The sequence below is a fragment of the Pseudomonas sp. 22072 genome, assembly GCF_052046095.1.
Lineage (GTDB): Bacteria > Pseudomonadota > Gammaproteobacteria > Pseudomonadales > Pseudomonadaceae > Aquipseudomonas > Aquipseudomonas paracarnis.
Map to the genome: position 1 here is coordinate 1 of NZ_JBQEQE010000011.1, position 20,808 is coordinate 20,808.

Annotated in this window: 21 protein-coding genes; 17 read left to right on the forward strand and 4 right to left on the reverse strand. The window is 61.1% G+C overall.

Annotated elements, in window-relative coordinates; genetic code table 11:
• Window positions 1-252: 252 nt before the first annotated feature.
• The 15 genes from flhA to yegS all read left to right on the forward strand — a co-directional run bounded on the left by flhA (window position 253) and on the right by yegS (window position 15,645).
• Window positions 253-2,367, forward strand: a complete 2,115-nt coding sequence (gene flhA / locus ACTJLA_RS13365; protein WP_034126796.1) for a flagellar biosynthesis protein FlhA — start codon at window positions 253-255, stop codon at window positions 2,365-2,367.
• A gap of 11 nt (window positions 2,368-2,378) precedes the next feature.
• On the forward strand, window positions 2,379-3,695 hold the full coding sequence (flhF, locus tag ACTJLA_RS13370) for a flagellar biosynthesis protein FlhF (protein WP_003192914.1): 1,317 nt from the start codon (window positions 2,379-2,381) through the stop codon (window positions 3,693-3,695).
• A gap of 105 nt (window positions 3,696-3,800) precedes the next feature.
• Window positions 3,801-4,634 (forward strand): flagellar synthesis regulator FleN, encoded by an 834-nt coding sequence (fleN, locus tag ACTJLA_RS13375; RefSeq protein ID WP_003192912.1) that lies wholly within the window; start codon window positions 3,801-3,803, stop codon window positions 4,632-4,634.
• The gene (gene fliA / locus ACTJLA_RS13380) at window positions 4,631-5,371 is read left to right on the forward strand and encodes an RNA polymerase sigma factor FliA (RefSeq protein ID WP_003192909.1); all 741 of its coding nucleotides are present in this window, start codon (window positions 4,631-4,633) and stop codon (window positions 5,369-5,371) included. Before fleN ends, fliA begins: the two co-directional genes overlap by 4 nt.
• Before the next feature lie 167 nt (window positions 5,372-5,538).
• Window positions 5,539-5,913 (forward strand): chemotaxis response regulator CheY, encoded by a 375-nt coding sequence (locus ACTJLA_RS13385; protein WP_003192908.1) that lies wholly within the window; start codon window positions 5,539-5,541, stop codon window positions 5,911-5,913.
• A gap of 18 nt (window positions 5,914-5,931) precedes the next feature.
• Complete coding sequence (locus ACTJLA_RS13390; RefSeq protein ID WP_003192906.1) at window positions 5,932-6,720, forward strand: protein phosphatase CheZ; 789 nt, start codon at window positions 5,932-5,934, stop codon at window positions 6,718-6,720.
• Between the two features lie 11 nt (window positions 6,721-6,731).
• A complete protein-coding gene (locus tag ACTJLA_RS13395) occupies window positions 6,732-8,939 on the forward strand; it encodes a chemotaxis protein CheA (RefSeq protein WP_198862293.1) in 2,208 nt (735 codons plus the stop codon).
• A 48-nt stretch (window positions 8,940-8,987) separates the two neighbouring features.
• A complete protein-coding gene (locus ACTJLA_RS13400; RefSeq protein WP_034126798.1) occupies window positions 8,988-10,118 on the forward strand; it encodes a protein-glutamate methylesterase/protein-glutamine glutaminase in 1,131 nt (376 codons plus the stop codon).
• Window positions 10,118-10,858: a flagellar motor protein gene (locus ACTJLA_RS13405; RefSeq protein WP_003192902.1), complete on the forward strand. Its 741-nt coding sequence runs from the start codon at window positions 10,118-10,120 to the stop codon at window positions 10,856-10,858. The genes ACTJLA_RS13400 and ACTJLA_RS13405 overlap by 1 nt, the downstream gene beginning before the upstream one ends.
• A gap of 169 nt (window positions 10,859-11,027) precedes the next feature.
• A complete protein-coding gene (motD, locus tag ACTJLA_RS13410) occupies window positions 11,028-11,915 on the forward strand; it encodes a flagellar motor protein MotD (protein ID WP_072448060.1) in 888 nt (295 codons plus the stop codon).
• 51 nt (window positions 11,916-11,966) lie between these two features.
• A complete protein-coding gene (locus ACTJLA_RS13415; RefSeq protein ID WP_014719332.1) occupies window positions 11,967-12,755 on the forward strand; it encodes a ParA family protein in 789 nt (262 codons plus the stop codon).
• Entirely contained in the window at window positions 12,755-13,546 is a 792-nt protein-coding gene (locus tag ACTJLA_RS13420) for a CheW domain-containing protein (RefSeq protein ID WP_072448058.1), read from the forward strand. The genes ACTJLA_RS13415 and ACTJLA_RS13420 overlap by 1 nt, the downstream gene beginning before the upstream one ends.
• Before the next feature lie 79 nt (window positions 13,547-13,625).
• Entirely contained in the window at window positions 13,626-14,108 is a 483-nt protein-coding gene (locus tag ACTJLA_RS13425) for a chemotaxis protein CheW (RefSeq protein WP_003192896.1), read from the forward strand.
• Window positions 14,109-14,501, forward strand: coding sequence for a DUF2802 domain-containing protein (locus ACTJLA_RS13430; RefSeq protein WP_054896355.1), 393 nt, complete (start codon window positions 14,109-14,111; stop codon window positions 14,499-14,501).
• Between the two features lie 223 nt (window positions 14,502-14,724).
• Window positions 14,725-15,645 (forward strand): lipid kinase YegS, encoded by a 921-nt coding sequence (gene yegS / locus ACTJLA_RS13435; RefSeq protein ID WP_072448056.1) that lies wholly within the window; start codon window positions 14,725-14,727, stop codon window positions 15,643-15,645.
• Here yegS and ACTJLA_RS13440 read toward each other — a convergent pair.
• The 3 genes from ACTJLA_RS13440 to ACTJLA_RS13450 all read right to left on the reverse strand — a co-directional run bounded on the left by ACTJLA_RS13440 (window position 15,604) and on the right by ACTJLA_RS13450 (window position 17,955).
• On the reverse strand, window positions 15,604-16,263 hold the full coding sequence (locus tag ACTJLA_RS13440) for a response regulator transcription factor (protein ID WP_314547191.1): 660 nt from the start codon (window positions 16,261-16,263) through the stop codon (window positions 15,604-15,606). The genes yegS and ACTJLA_RS13440 overlap by 42 nt on opposite strands.
• Window positions 16,260-17,153 (reverse strand): sensor histidine kinase, encoded by an 894-nt coding sequence (locus tag ACTJLA_RS13445; protein WP_054920411.1) that lies wholly within the window; start codon window positions 17,151-17,153, stop codon window positions 16,260-16,262. Before ACTJLA_RS13445 ends, ACTJLA_RS13440 begins: the two co-directional genes overlap by 4 nt.
• Before the next feature lie 358 nt (window positions 17,154-17,511).
• Window positions 17,512-17,955 carry a hypothetical protein gene (locus ACTJLA_RS13450; protein WP_169918712.1) on the reverse strand — a complete coding sequence of 148 codons (444 nt, stop codon included), beginning with the start codon at window positions 17,953-17,955 and terminating at the stop codon, window positions 17,512-17,514.
• A gap of 547 nt (window positions 17,956-18,502) precedes the next feature.
• Here ACTJLA_RS13450 and ACTJLA_RS13455 point away from each other — a divergent pair.
• Both ACTJLA_RS13455 and ACTJLA_RS13460 read left to right on the forward strand, forming a co-directional pair.
• On the forward strand, window positions 18,503-19,438 hold the full coding sequence (locus ACTJLA_RS13455) for a chemotaxis protein CheV (protein ID WP_034126805.1): 936 nt from the start codon (window positions 18,503-18,505) through the stop codon (window positions 19,436-19,438).
• 38 nt (window positions 19,439-19,476) lie between these two features.
• Window positions 19,477-20,283, forward strand: a complete 807-nt coding sequence (locus ACTJLA_RS13460) for an MOSC domain-containing protein (RefSeq protein ID WP_089041952.1) — start codon at window positions 19,477-19,479, stop codon at window positions 20,281-20,283.
• A gap of 47 nt (window positions 20,284-20,330) precedes the next feature.
• Here ACTJLA_RS13460 and ACTJLA_RS13465 read toward each other — a convergent pair whose 3' ends face one another.
• Window positions 20,331-20,615, reverse strand: a complete 285-nt coding sequence (locus ACTJLA_RS13465; RefSeq protein ID WP_003226701.1) for a pyrimidine/purine nucleoside phosphorylase — start codon at window positions 20,613-20,615, stop codon at window positions 20,331-20,333.
• Window positions 20,616-20,808 lie beyond the last annotated feature (193 nt).

Genomic DNA, 20,808 nt, shown 5'->3' on the forward strand with positions numbered 1-20,808 from the left:
TCGTTCCCACGCTCCCGCGTGAGGAACGCATCGCGTGACGCTCTGCGTCACCCTTGCAGAGTGCTCAAGTCGTGCGCCTGACACACCGCAATCGCAGGCAAGCCAGCTCCCACACTTGAATCGGTTACCACTCGAAAATCGGCCCCGAAAGCAAAGTTGGAAGGCTTCTTGCAACCCCGCCTCCAAGTCGCCCTCCAGCGTCAAAACTTTGCTTCAAGGACCCGAGGAATACCGGTGGTAGATCGCTCTCAAATGCTCAACACGGCCCGTGGCACCCTGACTGACCTGTCGCGGGGCAATCTGGGTGTGCCGTTGTTGTTGCTGGTGATGCTGGCAATGATGATGTTGCCGATGCCGCCGTTCCTGCTCGACGTGTTCTTTACCTTCAACATTGCCCTGTCCGTCGTTGTGTTGCTGGTGTGCGTGTACGCCTTGCGGCCGCTGGATTTCGCGGTGTTCCCGACGATTCTGCTGGTGGCGACCCTGCTGCGCCTGGCATTGAACGTCGCTTCCACGCGGGTGGTGATGCTCCACGGCCAGGACGGCCACGCCGCCGCCGGCAAGGTGATCCAGGCGTTCGGTGAGGTGGTCATCGGCGGTAACTACGTGGTCGGTATCGTGGTGTTCGCGATCCTGATGATCATCAACTTCGTCGTGGTGACCAAGGGCGCCGGGCGGATTTCCGAGGTGAGCGCGCGGTTTACCCTCGACGCCATGCCCGGCAAGCAGATGGCCATCGACGCCGACCTCAACGCCGGCCTGATCGACCAGGGCCAAGCCAAGGCCCGTCGGGCGGAAGTCGCCCAGGAAGCCGAGTTCTACGGCTCCATGGACGGTGCCAGCAAGTTTGTGCGCGGCGACGCCATCGCCGGCCTGTTGATTCTGTTCATCAACCTGATCGGCGGTGTGGCCGTCGGTATGTTTCAGCACGGCATGACATTCGGCGATGCCGGCAAGGTGTATGCCTTGCTGACCATCGGTGACGGTTTAGTGGCGCAATTGCCATCACTGTTGTTATCCACAGCGGCGGCCATCATGGTTACCCGTGCTTCGGGCTCCGAAGACATGGGCAAGCAGATCAGTCGGCAGATGTTCGCTTCGCCCAAGGCCCTGGCCGTGGCGGCGGGCATCATGGCGATCATGGGCATTGTGCCGGGCATGCCGCACTTCTCGTTCCTGAGCATGGCGGCCCTGGCGGGTGGTGCGGCGTACCTGTTCTGGAAAAAGCAGAACCAGGTCAAAGTCCAGGCCCAGCAGGAAATCGCCCGTCAACAGGAGCTGCTGCCATCCCCGGCCCGCGCCCAGGAAACCAAGGAGTTGGGCTGGGACGACGTCACGCCCATCGACATGATCGGCCTGGAAGTCGGTTACCGCCTGATCCCGCTGGTCGACCGCAACCAGGGTGGGCAACTGCTGGCGCGGATCAAGGGTGTGCGCAAGAAGCTGTCCCAGGACCTGGGTTTCTTGATGCCCACTGTGCATATCCGTGACAACCTCGACCTGGCCCCCAGCGCTTATCGCCTGACCCTGATGGGGGTAATCCTGGCCGAAGCCGAGATCTACCCGGACCGCGAACTGGCGATCAACCCCGGCCAAGTGTTCGGTACCCTCAACGGCATTACCGCCAAAGATCCGGCTTTCGGCCTGGAAGCGGTGTGGATCGAAGTCAGCCAGCGCAGCCAGGCGCAGTCCCTCGGTTACACCGTGGTGGATGCCAGCACCGTGGTCGCCACGCACCTCAACCAGATTCTCTACAAGCACTCCCACGAGTTGATCGGCCACGAGGAAGTCCAGCAATTGATGGGCTTGCTGGCCAAATCGTCGCCAAAACTGGCCGAAGAGCTGGTGCCTGGCGTGCTGTCACTGTCGCAGTTGCTCAAGGTGTTGCAAGCGCTGTTGGCCGAACAGGTGCCCGTGCGCGACATTCGCAGCATTGCCGAGGCCATCGCCAACAATGCCGCCAAGAGTCAAGATACTGCCGCTCTGGTGGCGGCGGTGCGTGTCGGCGTGTCCCGCGCAATCGTGCAAAGCATTGTAGGGACTGAGTCGGAGCTGCCTGTGATCACCCTGGAGCCCAGGTTGGAACAAATATTGCTCAATAGTATTCAGAAGGCAGGGCAAGGCCAGGAAGAGGGCGTTTTACTGGAGCCAAGCATGGCTGAAAAGCTGCAGCGTTCGTTGATCGACGCCGCACAGCGCCAGGAAATGCAGGGCAACCCGGTGATCCTGCTGGTGGCCGGCCCGGTTCGCGCGATGTTGTCGCGGTTCGGACGCCTGGCCGTACCGAATTTGCACGTGTTGGCTTACCAGGAAATTCCTGACAATAAGCAAGTGACTATTGTCGCGACAGTTGGGCCCAATGGCTGAGGTAGTGGGTTATGCAAGTTAAGCGTTTTTTCGCCGCCGATATGCGTCAGGCCATGAAACTGGTCCGTGATGAGCTGGGCGCCGATGCCGCGATTATCGGTAACCGTCGGATTGCCGGCGGTGTCGAGCTGACGGCTGCCCTGGATTACACGCCCCAGGCGCTGGCCCCGCGCGTGCCAAACATGGAGCTCGAAGACGAGCTGCGCAAGACCGCCTCGCGCATTGTGTCGGCCCAGGCTGAACTGAGCATGCGTGGCGACAGCGATGCCAGCACCAATCGCCAGCTGTTTGCCGGCCTGCCGCTGACCGCCGCCGAGCCGCTGGTTGAACCCACCTTTGTCGAACCGCCGCGTCCTGCAGCGCCTGCCCCGGCTGCCGCAGTTGACCAGCGCGTGATTGACTCGATGCGTTTTGAACTCAACGGCCTGCGTGAATTGCTCGAAGTGCAGCTCGGCTCGCTGGCCTGGACCCAACTGCAAGGCAGCAAGCCGCAGCAAGCCAACCTCTGGCGTCGCCTGCAACGCATCGGCCTGTCCGGCCCGTTGTCCCGCGACCTGCTGGCCTTGACCGCTGAAGTCGAAGAGCCGCGGCAGGCCTGGCGCATGCTGCTGGCGCACTTGGCGCGCATGATTGCCACGCCGGAAATCGAACCCCTGGAAGAGGGCGGTGTAATCGCCATGGTCGGCCCCGCCGGCATGGGCAAGACCACCACCCTGGCGAAGCTTGCGGCCCGTTACGTGCTTAAATACGGCGCGCAGAATATCGCCCTGGTGAGCATGGACAGTTACCGTATCGGCGCTCAGGAGCAGCTCAAGACCCTGGGCCGCATCCTCAACGTGCCGGTGACCCATGTCGACCCGGGCCAGTCCCTGGCCAATGCCCTCGACCCGTTGCTGCGCAAGCGCGTGGTGCTGATCGATACCGCCGGCCTGCAAGCCAGTGATCCGGCGCTGCGCATGCAGCTCGAAAGCCTGGCCGGGCGAGGCATCAAGTCAAAAAATTACCTGGTGCTTGCAACCACCAGCCAGAAACAGGTTCTTACCGCTGCTTATCACAGTTACAAGCGTTGCGGCCTGGCCGGTTGCATCCTCACCAAGCTCGATGAAACCGCGAGCCTGGGCGAGGTGTTGAGCCTGGCCATCAGCCATGAATTACCGGTTGCCTACCTCACCGACGGGCCGCGGATCCCGGATGATCTGCATCTGCCGCGCCGTCATCAGTTGGTCAGCCGTGCCGTGAGTGTGCAAATGCAAGACGAGCCTAGCGAGGAAGCGATGGCCGATATGTTCGCCGACCTTTACCACCACCCGGCTAAACGGGTGGGTTGAGGCAGGATGAACACCGTGAAATGTACCTACATCGATGGTCTGCAAGCGATTCACGCGGCCAAGCCATGTAGCCTGCGTCTAAGCAAGACAAGGTAAAGAAATAAAATGGGCAGCATGCATCCCGTACAGGTGATCGCGGTGACCGGCGGCAAAGGTGGCGTCGGGAAAACTAACGTGTCAGTGAATTTGTCCCTGGCCCTGGCAGAGCTTGGCCGTCGCGTCATGCTGCTGGATGCTGACCTGGGCTTGGCGAACGTGGACGTTCTGCTGGGGCTGACACCCAAACATACCCTGGCCGATGTGATCGAAGGCCGCTGTGAGCTGCGCGACGTGCTGCTCCAGGGCCCCGGAGGCATTCGCATCGTGCCGGCGGCCTCGGGCACCCAGAGCATGGTGCACCTGAGCCCCGCGCAGCATGCCGGGCTGATCCAGGCGTTCAGCGACATCGGCGACAACCTCGACGTGCTGGTGATCGACACCGCCGCCGGGATCGGCGAGTCGGTGGTCAGCTTTGTGCGCGCAGCGCAGGAAGTGCTGTTGGTGGTGTGCGACGAACCCACCTCCATCACCGACGCCTATGCGCTGATCAAACTGCTTAACCGTGACTACGGCATGAACCGCTTCCGCGTTCTGGCCAACATGGCCCAGAGCCCGCAGGAAGGGCGCAACCTGTTCGCCAAGTTGACCAAGGTCACGGATCGCTTCCTCGATGTGGCTTTACAATACGTCGGCGCAGTTCCCTATGACGAGTGTGTGCGCAAGGCCGTGCAAAAGCAGCGTGCGGTCTACGAAGCGTTCCCTCGTTCGAAATGCGCACTGGCGTTCAAGGCCATTGCCCAGAAGGTCGATACCTGGCCGTTGCCCGCCAACCCGCGGGGGCATCTGGAGTTTTTCGTCGAGCGTTTGGTGCATCAGACGAGCGCAGGACCGGTGCTATGACATCCAGCGGCTACAACCTTTACAAAAAGTCGGCACGTGACAGCCAGGGCGAATTGATCGAGCGCTATGCGCCGTTGGTCAAGCGCATTGCCTATCACCTGTTGGCGCGCCTGCCCGCGAGTGTGCAGGTTGAAGACTTGATCCAGGCCGGCATGATCGGCCTGCTTGAAGTCTCGACCAAATACGACGCCAGCAAGGGTGCCAGTTTCGAAACGTATGCGGGTATCCGTATCCGTGGCGCGATGCTCGACGAGGTGCGTAAAGGCGATTGGGCGCCGCGTTCGGTACACCGCAATACGCGCATGGTCAGTGATGCAATTCGAGCAATTGAAGCAAAAACCGGTCGTGACGCTAAAGATCATGAAGTTGCGGCCGAACTCCAATTGAGTCTCGACGATTATTACGGGATTTTGAACGATACCTTGGGCAGCCGCCTGTTCAGTTTTGACGACCTTTTACAGGACGGCGAACACGAAGGGCTGCACGAGGACGGCGCGAGCGCGCATACGGAGCCGTCACGCGACCTGGAAGATGAACGTTTCCAGGGCGCGTTGGCCGATGCAATCGCCAACTTGCCGGAGCGTGAGCGGCTGGTGCTGGCGCTGTACTACGACGAAGAGCTGAACCTCAAGGAAATCGGTGAGGTCCTGGGGGTCAGCGAATCGCGTGTCAGCCAGTTGCATAGCCAGTGCGCAGCCCGCTTGCGGGGCCGATTGGCCGAGTGGCGCGCGCGCTGACAGGCAGTGTGGGGGCACTGCAGACGCTGCCGTGAGATCGCAAGGTTTCGCGGCTACGTGCCGTGGTGCCCTGGGCAGTCCTTTTTGTGTAACGCCTGTTGATTGAAATGGCGCGTCCAGGTGCTGGGCGCGTTTAAGACTGCTTGGAGGTCGAATTGGACAAGAACATGAAAATCCTCATCGTTGATGACTTCTCAACGATGCGGCGGATCATTAAAAACCTGTTGCGTGACCTTGGGTTCACCAACACGGTCGAGGCGGATGATGGCCTGACGGCCATTCCGATCCTCAACAGCGGGAGCATCGACTTTCTGGTAACCGACTGGAACATGCCGGGCATGACCGGTATCGACCTGCTGCGCCATGTGCGCGCCGATGAAAAACTGCGCAGCCTGCCTGTGCTGATGGTGACCGCCGAAGCCAAGCGCGAACAGATCATCGAAGCCGCCCAAGCCGGGGTCAACGGTTACGTGGTCAAACCATTCACGGCACTGGCCTTGAAAGAGAAGATCGAGAAAATCTTCGAACGCATCCACGGCTAATGCCATCGCGGGGGAGCTATGGAGCATAACGAAACGTCACAGGGCGACTTTGAGTCGACCCTGAAAAAACATGCTCACCAGTTGGTCGACAGCCTGGAAAAAGGCCAGTTCGCCGATGCGGTGCAGTTGATCCATGAGCTTAACCAGACCCGTGACCGCGGCCTGTACCAGGAAGTGGGCAAGCTCACACGCGAGCTGCACAGCGCAATCGTCAATTTCCAGATTGACCCGCGCATGCCCCAGGCCGAAGAAATTTCCCAGATTACCGACGCCACCGAGCGCCTGTCCTATGTGGTCAGGCTGACTGAGGCGGCGGCCAACCGCACCATGGACCTGGTGGAAAACGCCACGCCCCTGGTCAACGGCATGGCCACCGAAGCCCAGGCCTTGAGCCAGGACTGGGGCCGCTTCATGCGCCGCGAAGTGGGCGCTGAAGAGTTTCGTGAACTGGCGCGTCGCGTCGACGGGTTCCTGTCGCGCAGCGAACAGGAAAACCGCACGGTGGCCAGCAACCTCAACGACATCCTGCTGGCCCAGGATTACCAGGACCTCACCGGCCAGGTGATCAAGCGCGTGACCCAGTTGGTTACCGAAGTGGAAAGCAACTTGCTCAAATTGGTGCTGATGGCCGGCCAGGTCGATCGTTTTGCCGGCATCGAACATGACCGTGAAGCGATCCTCTCTGAAAAAGATCCACAAAAACATCTCGCCAAGGGTGAAGGTCCGCAGATTCATGCCGATAAACGTGAAGACGTTGTGTCAGGTCAGGATGACGTAGATGACCTGTTATCCAGTTTAGGCTTCTAAGGAGCACCCACATGAGCTTCGGCGCCGATGAAGAAATCCTTCAGGATTTCCTTGTAGAGGCCGGCGAAATTCTAGAGCAACTGTCCGAACAACTGGTCGAGCTGGAAAGCCGACCGGATGATGCGAACCTGCTCAATGCAATTTTTCGCGGTTTTCACACTGTAAAAGGGGGCGCCGGCTTCCTCCAGCTCCATGAGCTGGTGGAGTGCTGCCACATCGCCGAGAACGTCTTCGACATCCTGCGCAAGGGTGAGCGTCACGTCGACTCGGAATTGATGGACGTGATTCTCGAAGCACTGGATGCGGTCAACGGGATGTTCAGCCAGGTGCGTGAACGTGCACCGATCACCGCTGCCACGCCGGAACTGCTGGCCGCCCTGGCGCGCCTGGCCGAACCTGCCGACACCGCGGCTGCGCCGGTGGTCGAGGCTGCGCCGGAGCCGGTGGCGCAAGCCGAGCCGGACGTGACCGACAGTGAGTTCGAACAACTGCTCAACTCCCTCAGCGCGGTCAAGGCCGAAGCTGAAGCGCCGGTGCAGCCCGCCGCGACGCCGAGCAGTGAAGACATTACCGACGCCGAATTCGAGTCGTTGCTCGACCAGTTGCACGGCAAAGGCCAGTTCGCAGCAGATGCCGTGGCCCCGCCTGCCGCTGCGCCAGAAGCACCCGCTGCCAACGCCAGCACCGACATTACCGACGACGAGTTCGAGGCACTGCTCGACCAACTGCATGGCAAAGGCACCTTTGTGGCTGAAGCCCTGCCTGAGGTGGCGGCCACTGCCGCCGCTGCGCCAGCGGCCAGCGCAGCACCTGCCGATGATGGGCTGATCTCCGATCACGAATTCGAAGCTCTGCTCGACGAGTTGCACGGCAAAGGCAAGTTCAGCGAAGTGGCCCCGGCCGCTGCCGCCCAGGTTACAGCACCAGCCGCTGCCACTGCGGCACCGGTTGCTGCCAAACCTGCGCCGGCAGCCAAGCCAGCACCTGCCGCCGCCCCGGCCCCTGCGCGTGCAGCGGCCCCAGCGGCAGCGGAAAAACCTGCCAGCGAAGCCGAAACCACCGTGCGTGTGGATACCGCGCGCCTGGACGACATCATGAACATGGTGGGCGAACTGGTGCTGGTGCGTAACCGCCTGGTGCGCCTGGGCCTGAACAGTGGCGACGAAGCCATGCAGAAGGCCGTGTCGAACCTCGACGTGGTCACCGCCGACCTGCAAACCGCGGTGATGAAAACGCGGATGCAGCCGATCAAGAAAGTCTTCGGCCGTTTCCCGCGCCTGGTTCGCGACCTGGCGCGCCAGCTCAAGAAAGAAATCAACCTGGAGCTGGTGGGCGAAGAAACCGACCTCGACAAAAACCTCGTCGAGGCCCTGGCCGACCCGCTGGTCCACTTGGTGCGCAACGCGGTCGACCACGGTGTAGAAACCCCGGAAGAACGCGAAGCCGCCGGCAAGTCCCGCAACGGCAAGGTGATTTTGGCGGCGGAGCAAGAGGGCGACCACATCCTGCTGTCGATCACCGATGACGGCAAAGGCATGGACCCGACCATCTTGCGCAATATCGCGGTCAAGCGCGGCGTGATGGACAAGGACGCCGCCGACCGCCTCACCGATACCGAGTGCTACAACCTGATCTTTGCCCCGGGCTTTTCGACCAAGACCGAGATCTCCGACGTGTCCGGGCGTGGCGTGGGCATGGACGTGGTGAAGACCAAGATCAGCCAGCTCAACGGCTCGATCAATATCTACTCGACCAAGGGCCAGGGCTCCAAGATCGTCATCAAGGTGCCGTTGACCCTGGCGATCATGCCGACCCTGATGGTGATGCTGGGCAACCAGGCGTTCGCCTTCCCGCTGGTCAACGTCAACGAGATCTTCCACCTCGACCTGTCGCGCACCAACGTGGTGGACGGCCAGGAAGTGGTGATCGTGCGCGACAAAGCGTTGCCGCTGTTCTACCTCAAGCGCTGGCTGGTGGCCTCGGCCGCCCATGAAGAACAGCGCGAAGGCCATGTGGTGATTCTGTCCGTGGGCACCCAGCGCATCGGTTTTGTGGTCGATCAACTGGTGGGCCAGGAAGAAGTGGTGATCAAGCCTTTGGGCAAGATGCTGCAGGGCACCCCGGGCATGTCGGGCGCGACCATTACCGGTGACGGTCGCATCGCGCTGATTCTCGATGTTCCAAGCATGCTCAAGCGTTACGCCGCACGGCGTATTTGATTCTGGAGGGGCAGGGCGGTCATGCCCGCCCCGCCTAACGGAGTGTTTATGGCAGTCAAGGTCCTGGTGGTGGACGATTCGGGTTTCTTCCGCCGCCGCGTCTCGGAAATTCTTTCCGCTGATCCAACGATCCAGGTGGTCGGCACGGCCACCAACGGCAAAGAGGCGATCGATCAAGCCATTGCCTTGAAGCCGGACGTGATCACCATGGACTACGAGATGCCGATGATGGATGGCATCACGGCCGTGCGCCACATCATGCAACGCTGCCCTACACCGGTATTGATGTTTTCCTCGCTGACTCACGAAGGCGCGCGGGTGACCCTCGACGCTTTGGATGCCGGCGCGGTGGACTTTTTGCCGAAGAATTTCGAAGATATCTCGCGCAACCCTGACAAGGTCAAGCAGATGCTGTGCGAGAAGGTGCACAGCATTTCCCGCAGTAACCGTCGCAGCTTGTTCAGCACGCCCGCGCCAGCTGCCACGCCTGCGCCCGCAGCAGCGGCGCCGACCTCGTCGTTTGCGCGCCCGGCGCCTGCGCCCGTGGCCCGGCCTGCGGTAGCGCCGGTACGTGCCGCCGCAGCGCCGAGTGCGCATTCGCCCGCGCCCAAGCGCAAGGCTTACAAACTGGTCGCCATCGGCACCTCCACTGGCGGCCCGGTGGCCTTGCAGCGGGTCCTGACCCAACTGCCGGCCAACTTCCCGGCGCCGATTGTGCTGGTGCAACACATGCCGGCGGCGTTCACCAAAGCCTTCGCCGAGCGCCTGGACAAGCTGTGCCGTATTACCGTCAAGGAAGCCGAGGATGGCGACATCCTGCGTCCTGGCCTGGCACTGCTGGCGCCGGGCGGCAAGCAGATGATGGTGGACGGGCGTGGCGCGATCAAAATCCTGCCGGGCGATGAGCGCCTGAACTATAAGCCGTGCGTGGACATCACCTTCGGTTCTGCAGCCAAGTCCTATGGCGACAAAGTTCTGGCGGTGGTGCTCACCGGTATGGGCGCCGATGGCCGTGAAGGTGCGCGCCTGCTCAAACAGGGCGGTAGCGCCATCTGGGCCCAGGATGAAGCCAGTTGCGTGATCTATGGCATGCCCATGGCCATCGTCAAGGCTGACCTGGCCGATGCGGTCTACAGCCTGGACGACATCGGCAAGCACCTGGTGGAGGCCTGCCTCTGATGGATGTGTTGAGCCTGATCGGCATCACCATGGCGTTTGTCGCCATCATTGGTGGCAACTACCTGGAAGGCGGCCACCTCGGCGCCTTGGCCAACGGCCCGGCAGCGCTGATCGTGATCGGTGGCACCGTGGGCGCGGCGTTGTTGCAGTCGCCCCTGAGCTCATTCAAGCGTGCCATGCAGATTCTGGTGTGGATCATTTTTCCGCCACGGGTCGACCTGGCAGGCGGTATCGACCGTGTGGTCAATTGGAGCCTCACCGCCCGCAAGGAAGGCCTGCTGGGCCTGGAAGGCGTGGCCGATGCCGAGCCTGACAGCTACGCGCGCAAAGGCCTGCAACTGTTGGTCGATGGCGCCGAACCGGAAGCGATCCGCAGCATCCTCGAAGTGGATTTCTACACCCAGGAAAGCCGTGACATCAATGCGGCCAAAGTCTTTGAAAGCATGGGCGGCTATGCGCCGACCATTGGCATCATCGGCGCGGTGATGGGCCTGATCCACGTGATGGGCAACCTGGCCGACCCTTCGCAACTGGGCAGCGGCATTGCCGTGGCATTTGTCGCGACCATCTACGGCGTGGCCAGTGCCAACCTGGTGTTGCTGCCGGTGGCCAGCAAGCTCAAGTCGATTGCCATGCGCCAGTCGCGTTATCGCGAAATGTTGCTCGAAGGCATCCTGTCGATTGCCGAGGGCGAAAACCCGCGCTCCATCGAATTGAAGCTTCAGGGCTTCATGGATTGATGGGTATGCACATTGACCTGTGGCCAGTGAGCTTTATGTGGCGAGCGAGCTTNACCGCAATCTGTCTGAACAAACGCGTTGTCTGGATGGGGGCCGCTTCGCGCCCCAGCGCGAGCAAGCTCGCTCGCCACAGTAAAGCGGCCAATAGCGGTCAGGGAGGTATTTGCCTGTGAGCCGTCGCCGTCGCGAGCCTGAAGAGCACGTCAACCACGAACGCTGGCTGGTGTCCTACGCGGACTTCATCACCTTGCTGTTCGCGTTTTTCGTGGTGATGTACTCGATCTCGTCGATCAACGAAGGCAAGTACAAGATCATTTCCCAGGCGCTGGTCGGCGTGTTCAACGATGCCGAGCGGGCGCTCAAGCCGATCCCCATCGGCGAAGAGCGGCCCAAGACGGTGACCCCGGCCAAGCCCCTGGTCAATAACAGTGATGAAACCGCCGCCGGCATCCAAGGCACCAGCGACCCGCTCAAAAGTATCGCCGACGATATCAGTGCCGCCTTTGGCGACCTGATCAGCTCCAACCAGATGACCGTGCGCGGCAATGAGTTGTGGGTGGAGATCGAGCTGAACTCCAGTCTGTTGTTCGCCAGTGCCGATGCGTTGCCCAGTGACCAGGCGTTCACGATCATCGACAAGGTGGCGGCGATCCTCAAACCGTTTGAAAACCCGATCCACGTGGAAGGCTTCACCGACAATTTCCCCATCAGCACCGCGCAGTACCCGACCAACTGGGAACTGTCCTCGGCCCGCGCGTCGAGCATCGTGCGCATGTTGGCCATGCAGGGCGTGAACCCCCAGCGCCTGGCGTCGGTGGGCTATGGTGAATTCCAGCCGGTGGCCAATAACGCCACGGTGGAAGGCCGCGCCCGTAACCGCCGGGTGGTGCTGGTGGTCTCGCGCAACCTGGATGTGCGTCGCAGCCTGACCGGTACTGGCACTGCCAATGCCACCCCGGATGCGGCGTTGAAGCGTGCTGGCACACAAACTGCACCGCCCGTTGTCAAGCCGCCGGTCCGACCGAGTAACGTCAATTCTCCGTCGCTGGCTCAATAACCGTATGCAATGTCTCGGTCGCGCCTGTGCCCGCCGGGAGGAACCAACCGAATGAGAGTCTGGGCAGTTGCCAATCAAAAGGGTGGGGTCGGCAAGACCACCACTTCCATCGCCTTGGCCGGTTTGCTGGCCGAAGCGGGCAAGCGTGTGGTCGTGGTCGACCTGGACCCCCACGGTTCCATGACCAGCTATTTCGGCTACGACCCGGATGCGCTGGAACACAGCTGCTATGACTTGTTTTTACACAAGGGCAGCGTCCCGGCGGATCTGCCTGGGCAACTGCTGTTGCCCACCAGCAACGAAAGCATTTCCCTGCTGCCGTCGAGCACCGCCCTGGCCACCCTGGAGCGCCAGTCGCCAGGCCAGAGCGGCCTGGGCCTGGTGATCGCCAAGACCCTGGCGCAGCTGTGGCAGGACTTCGATTACGCGATCATCGACAGCCCGCCGTTGCTCGGCGTGCTGATGGTCAATGCGTTGGCGGCCAGCCAGCAATTGGTGATCCCGGTGCAGACCGAGCACCTGGCGGTCAAGGGCCTGGAGCGTATGGTCAGCACCCTGGCGATGATCAACCGTTCGCGCAAGCAGGCGCTGCCGTTCAGCATCGTGCCGACCTTGTTCGACCGTCGCACCCAGGCGTCCCTCGGCACCTTGCGCGTATTGCGCGATGCCTACCCGGACACTATCTGGAATGGCTACATCCCGGTGGACACGCGCCTGCGTGACGCCAGCCGTGCCGGGCTCACACCGTCGCAGTTCGACGGCAAGAGCCGTGGCGTGCTGGCCTACCGTGCGTTGCTCAAGCACCTGCTGTCGCAACAGCTTGTGGCGCAGGTGGCGTGATGAACCGTCCTGTCGAACTCAAGACCCGCCCGCAACTGGCTCTGGAATCCTACCTGGATGCCTTGCTGCAGGATGCGACGGCCGAGGAACTGCCAGAACCGATTCTGGTACTTGAGCCTGCTGTCGAACCCGAAAGCCCGCTGGATGAATTCCAGCAGGCGGTGATGGAAGAACAGGCGCGGGATGCGCAGGTGGTGGAGGCTCCCGTGGTGGTGCCAAGCGTCCCGGCGGTGTTGGCGCCCCCGGTGGTTGAACCGCTGGTGGAAGTGCACCTGCCGCCCAGCCTCACGCCGCCGCCGGTGACGGGCGACGGTCGCCCTTCGTGGGCCGCCGAGCCGTTCGAGTGCCTGCTGTTCGACGTTGCCGGGTTGACCCTGGCGGTGCCGCTGGTGTGCCTGGGCTCGATCTATTCCCTGGAAGGCCAGGAGCTGACGCCGCTGTTCGGGCAGCCGGAGTGGTTCCTCGGCATCCTGCCCAGCCAGGCCGGCAACCTCAAGGTGCTGGATACGGCGCGCTGGGTGATGCCCGACCGCTACCGCGATGATTTTCGCCAGGGCCTGCAATACGTGATCTCGGTGCAGGGCTACGAGTGGGGGTTGGCGGTGCATCAAGTCAGCCGCTCGTTGCGCCTGGACCCCAATGAAATCAAATGGCGCAGCCACCGCGGCCAGCGGCCGTGGCTGGCGGGCACGGTGATTGAACACATGTGCGCGTTGCTGGATGTCGCCGAACTGGCCGAGTTGATCGCCAGCGGTGCGGTGAAGGCAATGCCACAGAACAAACGCAGTTGATTGAACAATAAGGGCCGTGCGGTTGCGCGGCCTACGTGCACACACGCCGTCGATAGCGGCATTTGAAGGGGTCAGATGAATGAACAAGTCAGCGTCCGCACAAGGTTTGGATGATCCGATCCTGCAATGGGTGACCTTCAAGCTGGACAACGAAACATACGGCATTAACGTGATGCGCGTGCAGGAAGTGCTGCGCTACACCGAGATCGCCCCGGTTCCAGGCGCGCCAAGCTACGTGCTGGGCATCATCAACCTGCGCGGCAACGTGGTGACGGTGATCGACACCCGTCAGCGGTTCGGCCTGGACACGGTTGAAGTCAGCGACAACACCCGTATCGTGATCATCGAAGCCGACAAGCAAGTGGTTGGCATCCTGGTCGACAGCGTGGCCGAGGTGGTTTACCTGCGCCAATCGGAAGTGGAAACCGCACCGAACGTGGGTAACGAAGAGTCGGCCAAGTTCATCCAGGGCGTGTGCAACAAGAACGGCGAACTGCTGATTCTGGTTGAGCTGGACAAGATGATGAGCGAAGAAGAATGGTCGGAACTGGAGAGCATCTGATTGTTCCTTGAGGCAGCGGTGATTGTCCTGGCCCTGTTGTGGGCCGGGACCTTGGCGTTTGTGCTGCGCTATATGCGCCAGCAGCGGGAGTCTGCCTTGCAACAGGCCGAGCGCGATGCGGTGCGCGACCGGCGCATTCTGGAACTGGTCAAGCGTGTTGATCACTTCCAGCAAAGTGCGGTGCGGGTTGGGGATGAAGTGCATGAACTGCGCGCGATTCTCGCGCCGTTGCCCGACAGGTTGGTGCAGTTGGAGCAGCGTGATCCGTCGAACCTGTCGTTTGCCCAGGCGGCCAAGCTGGTCGGCATGGGGGCGACGGTGGATGAGCTGACCCAGTCATGTGGGCTGACCCAGGCTGAGGCGCAGTTGATGAGTAAGTTGCACAAGGGCTGATTCTCGATAGCGGCCTGGCAGCCGACGCTTCTCTACCTTGCGCCCAACGATCCAACTGTGGGAGCTGGCTTGCCTGCGATGACGGCCTGCCAGCCGACATCTATCTGCCTGACAGCCCACATTTTGATCTGCATACCTCAATCAATTTTCTCCAGCTACAGACTTTTCCTGTTCCCCAAAGGTCAACATCCTTCAAGCACCTTGACCCAGGAGATTCTCCCAAATGACCGCCCCCAAAGCCCTGTTGATCCTCCACGGCAAACAAGCCCTCAACGAGGATGTGCGCGCTGCTGTGCTGTCGCGGCGTGAGCAGGGTGGGGAGTTGGCGGTGCGGGTGACCTGGGAGGGCGGCGATGCCCGGCGACTGGTCAATGAAGCCCTGGCCGAGGGGTACACCCATATCATTGCCGGCGGTGGCGACGGCACCTTGCGCGATGTGGCCGAAGCCATGGCCCATGCCAACACTGACGCCAGCCTGGTGCTGATGCCCCTGGGCACCGCCAATGATTTCGCCAAGGCCGCCGGCGTGCCGTTGGAGCCGGCAGGCGCCCTGGCCTTGCTGGACGTACAGCCCAAGGCGATTGACCTGGGCCAGGTCGGTGGGCAAATCTTCCTGAACATGGCCACCGGTGGTTTTGGCAGCCAGGTCACGGCCAACACGTCCGAAGACCTGAAGAAGGTCCTGGGCGGTGCCGCGTACCTGTTTACCGGTTTAACCCGCTTCAGTGAATTGAAAGCCGCCTACGGTGAATTGGAAGGCCCGGATTTCCATTGGAAAGGCGAGTTGCTCGCGCTGGGCATCGGTAACGGTCGCCAGGCCGGTGGCGGGCATGTGCTGTGCCCCGGAGCATTGGCTGATGACGGGCTGTTGGATGTCAGCATCTTGCCGGCGCCTCAAGAGGTGGTCGGCACGTTGCGTGAGTTGATGAACAACGGCTGGGGCCTGGACACCATGTTCGTGCGCGCACGCCTGCCCTGGGTGAAGATCAAGGTCGCACAAGGCTTGTACATCAACCTCGACGGCGAGCCGCTGGAAGGCGACGACCTGCACTTCGAGGCGCTGCCCAAGGCCCTGCGCGTGCACTTGCCGCTGGGTTCGCCGTTAGTCGTCCAGGCTGATGATCTGCTCACGCACGGCAAATAACACCAGGCCCGCCACGTCAAAAATCTGCAAGCGCTTCATGATCTGCGAGCGGTGGGCTTCGACAGTCTTGATGCTCAGGCCCAGGCCGTGGGCAATTTCCCGGGTGGATTTGCCGCGCACGATCAAGCGCAGGATTTCCAGTTGCCGCGCCGTCAGGCTGTGGCTGTGGGCGACAGGCGCACTGGGGGCCTGGCTACGGATCAGCGCCTGGTTGATCACTGTGTGGGCGATGGCGGGGCTCAGGTAGCGTTCGTTGTTACGCAGGGCCAGCAGGGCATGTTCCAGCTCGTTGGCGGTGGTGTCCTTGAGCAGGTAGCCGTGGGCACCAGACTCCAGGGCGCGCATGATCATCTCGGGATCGGTGTGCATCGACAGGATCAGCACTTTGCACTTGGGGTAGGCGCGCTTGAGTTGCTGCAAGGCATCCAGGCCCCCGGTGTGTTTCATCGACAGGTCCAGCAGCACAATGTCGGGCTGCATGGCGCAGAATTTCTCAAGCAGTTGCGCGCCGTCGCTGGCCTCGCCAACAACGGCGTAGCCGGGGATATCCAGGATCAGCGCGCGCACGCCGGCGCGGATCAAGGCATGGTCATCGACCAGGAGCAGGTTGCAGGTCACCGGAGAACCTTATGGGCACTGGCCCGTTCGAGGGCGCGGGGGGCCCAGGGGAAAAGTGCGTGGATGCGTGTGCCGTTGCCCGGCTGGCTGCTGACGGACACGGTGCCGCCCAACTGGTGGGCCCGTTCGCACATGCCGGCCATGCCCCGTTGGCCTTCCTTGCCGGGGTCGGCGGCAGGTGCGAAGCCCTGACCGTCATCGCATATCGTCAGTGACAGCCCTTCCGGCAAGCGTTGCAGGCGCACCAGCAGGTTGTGTGCCTTCGCATGGCGCAGCATGTTGGTGACCGCTTCCTGGGTGATGCGAAAGGCCGCCACGGCCATTTCTTCGGGAATGCCGGTGAGGCGTTGCTGGCACTCCAGACTCCAGCACACCTGGGTATTTTCCAGGGCCTTGAGCAGGTGCGCGCGCAGGCTGGCTTCCAGCCCCAGGCTTGCCAGTTGGCGAGGGTTGAGAATGGCGGACACGTCGCGCACCTTGGCCAGGGTTTCATTGAGCGTGTTGCAGAGCACCGAGCAATGAATTTGCAGGTCTTGGGGCAGTCGACGCTGCAACCATTCGCTTTGCAACTTGGCGGCGGTCAGCAATTGGCCGATGTCATCGTGCAGCTCGCGGCTGAGGCGGTGGCGTTCGTTTTCCTGGACTTGCAGCAGGCGGTCGGCCAGTTCCTGGGGCTGGAACTTGATGGCTTTGCGCGAGCGCCACTGGTGCAGGGCGACCACTGCCAGCGTAACCAGGTTGAGCAACACAATCACTAACGGCAGCGGTGTGCCTTGCAGGTAAACCCACAGGCTGACCAGCAGTGAGCACAGGCACAGGGCAAGGATGAGGGGGCGCGCATGGCGGCGGGACACGAACCTTGCGATGAGTGACTTGAGGCTGGCGTACATAGCGGATGGAGCCAATGAGGGTTCACTGCGCGAAGACCGGTCACGGCGGTTGACTAGGCTCTGTCGAGAGTGCGGTGCCGGTTCGTGGTTATCCATAATGAAGTTGCTTCATTTCGAGCGAGGCATGGTACCACCACTATTACCGTTGGTCGCCTGGCATATTCCTCCCTCGATATATTAACCACGTCAATGTCCTGACGGTCAGGCCAGCGCTCTTGAGTTGTATTAGTTAGACTGATTTGTACAATTTTTAAGGTGCTGGCTAATTGATATTTCTTCAGTCTCTAGAAGTGTTTCATCTTTGGCTTAAACGGTCGCTTTTAGATAACACGGGTATTAAATACGACCTCTCCTTGGTTTAAGACCTCTGCTGTAGACGCTGCTGATGGCCGTAGTCTTTTTGCGGAATCTGCGAGGTCACCGTGGCAATCAGCGAAGTTTGCTCACTGTCATCCAGGCCCAGTTCCCCGGTACGGATGTCAATCAGCTCCAGTTGCCAAGCCAGTAACCTCAGGCAGTCGTGCAACGCCTCCAGGGCTTGGTCATGCAGTTGCACCGGGCTCACGGCATTGGCGATCAGGTATTGAATATGCCGGGAGAACTCGCTGATCGCCTGCAAGGCCAGGCCATCGGCTTTTTCTGCCAGTTTGGCCAAGCTGGTTTTCATGCAGTCGATGGCGTCGCTGTCATTGCGGATCAAATGCAGGTGGTTCAGGCATTCCTCGGACTTGGCCAGCAGCATTTCGGCTTCCAGCAAAAACTCGGGAAGCGCGGTTTGCCATTCGTTCGCGCTATTCATCATGCAAGTCTCCACAACTTAAGGTCGGGTGATGAGATGTCGCACCGGGTGAATGGCTTAAAACTAGCGCTGAAATACGACTGGGGCGTGTAGGTTGCTTCCGATAATCCAGTAGGACGTTTATTGAAAAACTCACGAATGCCGCCTTTAACCGCTGTTAGGCGGGATGACGCAACTTCAGTTGCCGATACGTGAGTGCCTGAAAGGCCCGTAGACCAAGGGCTTGGGTGGGCAAACAAAAGCCTGACTCCATTCATGCAATGAGAATGGCGTCACATTAATGGCTATTAGATATCGCGAATATCAGGTTGGGCCTGATTGCGTATAGGGGAATCCCCTATGTGGTGGAACTGCACGTCAATTCGACTGTCGCGCAAGGCGGCTTGATAGAGCATCAAGGGCCCAAGCAGTAAAGCATGATGTCAGTGTGACATCAATGGATTTGCATGGCATTTTATTGGGGTCAAGGTCCGGCGCTTGCCGCCGATAACGTGCTTATACAGCTGCATACCCTTTCACGCGCCTGCGGCGTGTACACCAGGAGCTTTTAATGGCCGGCATTCTCGACACGGTAGATCAACGCACGCAATTGGTGGGTGAGAATCGCCTGGAAATTCTCATGTTCCGCCTCTTCGGACGGCAGTTGTTCGCGATCAACGTGTTCAAAGTGCAGGAAGTGCTGCAGTTGCCCAAGCTGACCCTGATGCCCCAGCGCCACCCGTTCGTGTGTGGGGTGGTCAACCTGCGTGGCCAGACCCTGCCGGTGATCGACCTGTCCCAGGCCATCGGTATGCGTCCTTTGGTGCCGGGCCCCAACAGCACCATTATCGTCACCGAATATAATCGCTCGGTGCAGGCGTTCCTGGTGGGCGGTGTCGACCGCATCGTCAACATGAACTGGGAAGCCATCCTGCCGCCGCCGACCAGCGCCGGTCGCCAGCACTACCTCACCGCCATCAGCAAGGTCGATGAGCAACTGGTGGAAATCATCGACGTGGAAAAAGTCCTCGCCGAGATCGTGCCCTACAACGCCAAGGTCTCCCGGGACAAACTTGAAGACCCGGTGCTGGAGCGTGCCCGTGGCCGCGAAGTGCTTCTGGTGGATGATTCCAACGTGGCGTTGTCGCAGTTGCGTGACACCCTGGGCCAGTTGGGCGTGAAGATGCACGTCGCCAGCGACGGTCTCAAGGCACTGAACATGCTCAAGGCTTGGGCCGACAGCGGCCAGGTGATGACCGACAAACTGCTGATGATCTTCACCGACGCCGAAATGCCCGAGATGGATGGCTACCGTCTCACTACCGAAATCCGCAACGACCCGCGCCTGCGTGGTCTGTACGTGGTGATGCACACCTCGCTGTCGGGCAGCTTCAATGACTCGATGGTCAAGAAGGTCGGCTGCGACAATTTCCTCTCCAAATTCCAGCCGGACAAGCTGGTGGACGTGGTACGCCAGCGACTGATGTTGGACGAAATGCCCGCCTGACTTTAGGATGACACTTTGTTTCCTAGGAAGGCAGGCCCATGCTGCGTCTCAGCGCGTTGTACCGTTACCCCTTGAAGTCCGGCAAGGCCGAAGCCTTGCAGCAGATTGGCCTGGATAAACTCGGGTTGGACGGGGATCGACGCTGGATGCTGGTGGATGAAGCCAGCGGGCGGTTCCTGACGCAACGGGCCGTGGCGAAGATGAGCCAGCTCTCGGCGTTGTGGAACAGCAGCGGGGGCCTGACCCTGAGTTCGCCGGGCTACGCGCCATTGGATGTGGCATTGCCGGGCAGCGCCAGCGAACTGCGTGGTGTGACCATCTGGCGCGACACCCTGCGTGTGCCGGATGCTGGCGATGAGGCCGCGGCCTGGGTCAGTGCATTCATTGGCAAGCCGACGCGCTTGGTGCAACTGCCCCTGGAACGTGCGCGCACCACCGAAGCCGGGTATGGCAAGGATGACGACAAGGTCGGCTTCGCTGACGGCTACCCGTTGCTGTTGATCGGCCAGGGCTCCCTCGACGACTTGTGTGAAAAGATCGGCCGCCCGATGGAGATGCTGCGTTTTCGTCCCAACCTGGTCATCGAGGGCGCCGAGGCTTTCGCCGAAGACGGCTGGAAGCGCTTGCGCATCGGCGACGTGGAGTTTCGGGTGGTCAAGCCGTGCTCGCGGTGCATCCTCACCACAGTCGACCCCCAGACCGGTGAGCGCAGCCCCGACCGCGAGCCTTTCGCGACGCTGCAAACCTACCGCCAGACCGAAAAGGGCGCGATGTTCGGCCAGAACCTGGTCAACGATGGCATCGGGCGCCTGGAAGTCGGCATGCCGGTAACGGTGCTGGAATAAAAAAGCCCGTCTCGTGGGAGACGGGCTTTTTGTGTGCCGGGTACCGCTTAGCCGCGGTATTCACACAGGTAGGCGGTGTCCACCGCAACCTTCAACTGGAACTTGCTGTTGGCCGGTACGTTGAACTGGCTGCCGGCAGCGAAGGTTTCCCAGTCGCTGCTGTCGGGCAGCTTCACGGTCAGGGCGCCGGAGACCACGTGCATGATTTCACGTTGGGCGGTGCCGAATTCGTATTCACCCGGAGCCATCACGCCGATGGTCGCCGGCCCTTCTGCGGTGCCGAAAGCGATCGACTTGACGGTGCCGTCGAAGTACTCGTTGACTTTGAACATGGGTGAATCCTCGGAAAAGATGGATGCTTACGCTCATCACTGCAGGCGCGGGCTTCTGTGGCGAGGGAGCTTGCTCCCGTTGACTGCGTAGCAGTCCCCGTTTTTTGGGGGAGCTTCGCACCCCAGCGCAAGCAAGCTTGCTCGCCACAGGATTTCGTTGGTGCAGGTGGGCAGCATCAAAGGAAATTGGCTG